The organism is Microcystis sp. LEGE 08355, from assembly GCF_015207185.1.
Lineage (GTDB): Bacteria > Cyanobacteriota > Cyanobacteriia > Cyanobacteriales > Microcystaceae > Microcystis > Microcystis panniformis.
On sequence record NZ_JADEXI010000463.1, the window covers coordinates 1 to 3740 of the forward strand.

Annotated in this window: 3 protein-coding genes; 2 read left to right on the plus strand and 1 reads right to left on the minus strand. The window is 44.8% G+C overall.

All coding sequences use genetic code 11. From position 1 onward, the window contains the following. The first annotated feature begins 232 nt into the window (after positions 1-232). On the plus strand, positions 233-880 hold the full coding sequence (locus IQ242_RS19195; RefSeq protein WP_193961064.1) for a Uma2 family endonuclease: 648 nt from the start codon (positions 233-235) through the stop codon (positions 878-880). 481 nt (positions 881-1361) lie between these two features. Then, on the plus strand, positions 1362-2990 hold the full coding sequence (locus tag IQ242_RS19200; protein WP_193961065.1) for a sodium:proton antiporter: 1629 nt from the start codon (positions 1362-1364) through the stop codon (positions 2988-2990). Here the strand turns inward: IQ242_RS19200 and IQ242_RS19205 are convergent. Continuing rightward, the gene (locus IQ242_RS19205; RefSeq protein ID WP_193961066.1) at positions 2947-3663 is read right to left on the minus strand and encodes a TrkA family potassium uptake protein; all 717 of its coding nucleotides are present in this window, start codon (positions 3661-3663) and stop codon (positions 2947-2949) included. The genes IQ242_RS19200 and IQ242_RS19205 overlap by 44 nt on opposite strands. Positions 3664-3740 lie beyond the last annotated feature (77 nt).

The following is a 3740-nucleotide window of genomic DNA, read 5'->3' on the forward strand; positions in this document are numbered from 1 at the left end:
CCACGACCCCGGCGACTGTTCGAGTTTTGTCAGGGAGATTATGGTGGTGACCCTTGCTACGAAGCGGTCTTTTCCGACCAAGGTTGGGACGGTCTACCACCTCTCTCAATATACAAGGTTGGGTTGAAGCATGAAACCCAACGCCTGGATGGGTTAGCGGTAGCGTAACCCATCCTACAAATAATTTTGCCTCCCTACTTATGTCCAACACAATCCAAAAATAATTATCAAAATGCTCCTAATTACTCTCAACGAAAATACTTTATCTTTATCTCCGGGCAGTCAAGTTATTTTTCCCCATCAGACTTGGGAAGATTACGAAAGATTACTGAGTTTACGTCTCCCAAAAACCTATCCTAAACTCTATTTTAATGGCAAAACTCAAGAAATTCGGCTTATGTCTCCTTTACCAAGTCATGGCAATCGTGTTGATACATTAAGGGATTTAGTAAAAATTATCCTCCGTCGCCAAGGCAAAGACTGGCAATGTTTTGATCCAATTACCTTGAAAATATCGGGGGAAGCAGGAGTAGAGCCAGATACTTGTTTTTATATTGATAATAGAGAGGCAATTTTAGGCAAAGAGAGAATTGATTTAACTGTTGATCCTCCTCCCGATTTAGCTATAGAAGTGGACTTTACTTCCCTGACTGATGTAGGAGCCTATCAATTGCTGAAAATACCCGAATTGTGGGTTTATCGTCGGGAAGAATTAAAAATATATCTGTTCAGAGAAGACGGTTATCAAGAAAGGGAAAATAGTCGTCTCTTTCCCGATATAAATATCAAGAAACTTTTTCCCTATTATGTAGAATTAGGCTGGAAGCAAGGTTCTAGTCTTGCCCTACGTCAATTTGAAGCTTTAGAGAATTTTAGTTAATAAATATTACCAATTGTGAATTTAAATATTTTTAAGTATTGAAGGTATTTGCAGATAAAATACTTATCATTTTGCCCCGATTGCCTCTAACTTTTCCCTCCCCACAGTAATCACTGGGTAAATAGAAAATTTCTTATTCTTTCTCCTAGAGATGAAGTACAGACTAATCCTTACTCATCAAGTATTTTAGCAACAATAACTAACCTCATCAATCGGAGAAAGGCTGTAACTGCCATAACCTCCCTTATATTATAAAAATAGCCAAGTTCTTAATTGTCGGTCTTACCGAGAATATCGTCTTATGAAGGGAGAATTATTAGCCCGCATGGGTTACGCTACCGCTAACCCATCCTACAAATAATTGTGCCTACCTACTTAGCAACAATAACTAACCGTATCTATCTGAGAAAGGCTGTAACTACCATAACCTCCGTTATATTGTAAAAATAGTCAAGTTCTTAATTCTCGGTAAAATCGTCCTATGAAGGGAGAATTATTAGTAGCCTGGGCAGCACAACAAAAATCCTTGGATAGCAGTTCTGCTGTGAACAGCCAAACGGTGGGAGACATTCCTGAACTGGTTCTTGTCTTGATCCTGCTGCTACTGATTGCCACTGCCGTTGCTCTAGTAACCCAGCGATTACGCATTTCCTATGTGGCAGGTTTAGTGTTAGCAGGATTACCGATCACCGATCTTTTATCTCGTCGTATTGGGTTAGATCCGTTTTTAGTGCTTAACCTTTTTCTGCCGATTCTGATTTTTGAAGCGGCGATTAATACGGATATCAGCCGTCTTCGCAGCACCTTTAAACCGATCGCACTGCTGGCAGGACCCGGCTCGGTTTTTTCTGCGGCGATTATTGCCGTTTTGGTAAAATTTGGCCTGGGGCTAGATTGGATTCCCGCCTTACTGGTGGGAGTGATTCTAGCAAACACCGATACTGTCTCGATGATTGCCGTCTTTAAGGAAATTCGGGTTCCCTCTAGGCTCTCGACTATTGTGGAAGGGGAAACACTATTTAATGATGCAGCCGCACTCGTCACCTTCAATTTGCTCTTGGTGATTTACGCGACTGGAACCATCAGCACCACACAAGTCATCAAGGAAGTGTTGATCGTTGCTCTGGGTGGGGGATTAGTGGGCGCTGTCCTAGGCTACCTGTGTCTGCCCATCTATGTGCGCTTACGGGAGCCGCTGAGTAGCCTGTTGCTTACGGTTGCACTTGCCTTGGGAGCTTTTCAACTTGGGCAGTTTTTGGGTGTATCGGGAGCGGTGGCAGTAGTTATTGCCGGACTTGTCTTTGGTAACTTGGGACTGCCTCGCAGCGCCTCTGCATCCGATCGCATTACCCTGATCAGTTTTTGGGAATATGCCGGTTTTATCGTCAATACCTTTATTTTTCTGCTCATTGGCATTGAAATCAACCCCTTGACCCTATGGCAAACCTTGCCATCGATTGTGCTGGTCATTTTGGCTTATCAATTGGGGCGTATTCTGTCAGTGTATTCTTTACTATGGGTACTTCGCTGGATTGATCGACCGATCCCCTTGCGCTGGCAACATATTCTGATTTTGGGCAACATCAAGGGTTCCCTCTCCATGGCCCTAGCGGTTGCCATTCCTTTGGCTCTAACAGGGAGGGAATTGATCATCGAGCTAGTCTTTGGGGCTGTGTTATTTTCTCTGGTTATCCAAGGATTAGCCTTACCCTGGTTAATTAAAAAGCTCAATATTAGTCAGGTTTCGGCAGTAACACGGGAGATTGGACAGTTACAGCTGCAGTTGATTGCGTCGAAAGCGGCACAAGATGAGTTAGCCAATTTACTGAAATCCGGCGTTTTACCGAAAGCAGTGTACGAAGAACTGTGGGCATCTTATCAGGCAAAAGTGGCGGTATCGGAACGGGTGCTGCGGGATGCTTATAATCAGTCTCGATCGGGGCAAATCGAGCCTAACAACGGTCAACTAGATGCCATTCGACGACGATTGTTCCTCGCTGAGAAGGCAGCCTTGAGCGATGCACTTCGCAAACGCATTGTACCAGAAAATTTAGTACAATCTTACGTTAAAGGTTTGGATGAGAAACTTCTATCGTTGGACGATGATTAGTTTGAATGCCGAGGTAATCGATCATCGGTTTGACGTATTCCGGACGAGTGACCACCAAAATAGTTGAGTCGGCTTCTAGGACGGTATTGCCGTTGGGAATCTCTAAACTGGCAGAAGCGTGACACTGATAGCCAATAATCAGCGAACCGGTCGGAAAGTTGGCATCTTGAGCGATTTGGGCAACGGTACGCCCAGCTACATAACAATCCCTGGGGACCGGCAGCTTTAGCACCTCCACTTGCCCCTGTTCAAAGTGCATCATCGATTCTACTTCGGGGTATTCGATCGCATTGGCCATGGTGGCAACGGCTAAATCAATCGTGCTGATGATGTGACTAGCTCCAGCAAGACGATAGGCTTCGAGAAATTCGCGATCGCACATTCTCACCACAATATGGGAAATGCCATAACTTCTAGACAGGGTGACTAGGGCTAGATTCATGGCATCGTCCCTTAGGGCGGCAACAACCGCGTTAGCTTGTTGAATCCCCGCCTCTAGCAGAACTTTCGTGCTGACAGCGCTCCCCTCAAAGGCCATGACACCAATTTTTTCCCGGGCAAACCGACAAGCTAAAGGGTCCACATCAACGATGGCCACGGTGTGTCCCAAGTCTAAAAGTTGTTGGGCTAAACCTAGCCCCATCATTCCCGCCCCACCAATTAAAACGTACATAGCGGCTCTTTACTTAACAAAATACTGCCTAAGTAGGTAGGCGTTAAAAATTATCAGATGCCCCCCTTATTCAGGGG

Coding starts and splice junctions, on each gene's coding strand:
- IQ242_RS19195 (WP_193961064.1), top strand. CDS start 233: ATGCTCCTAATTACTCTCAACGAAAATACTTTATCTTTATCTCCGGGC.
- IQ242_RS19200 (WP_193961065.1), top strand. CDS start 1,362: ATGAAGGGAGAATTATTAGTAGCCTGGGCAGCACAACAAAAATCCTTG.
- IQ242_RS19205 (WP_193961066.1), bottom strand. CDS start 3,663: ATGTACGTTTTAATTGGTGGGGCGGGAATGATGGGGCTAGGTTTAGCC.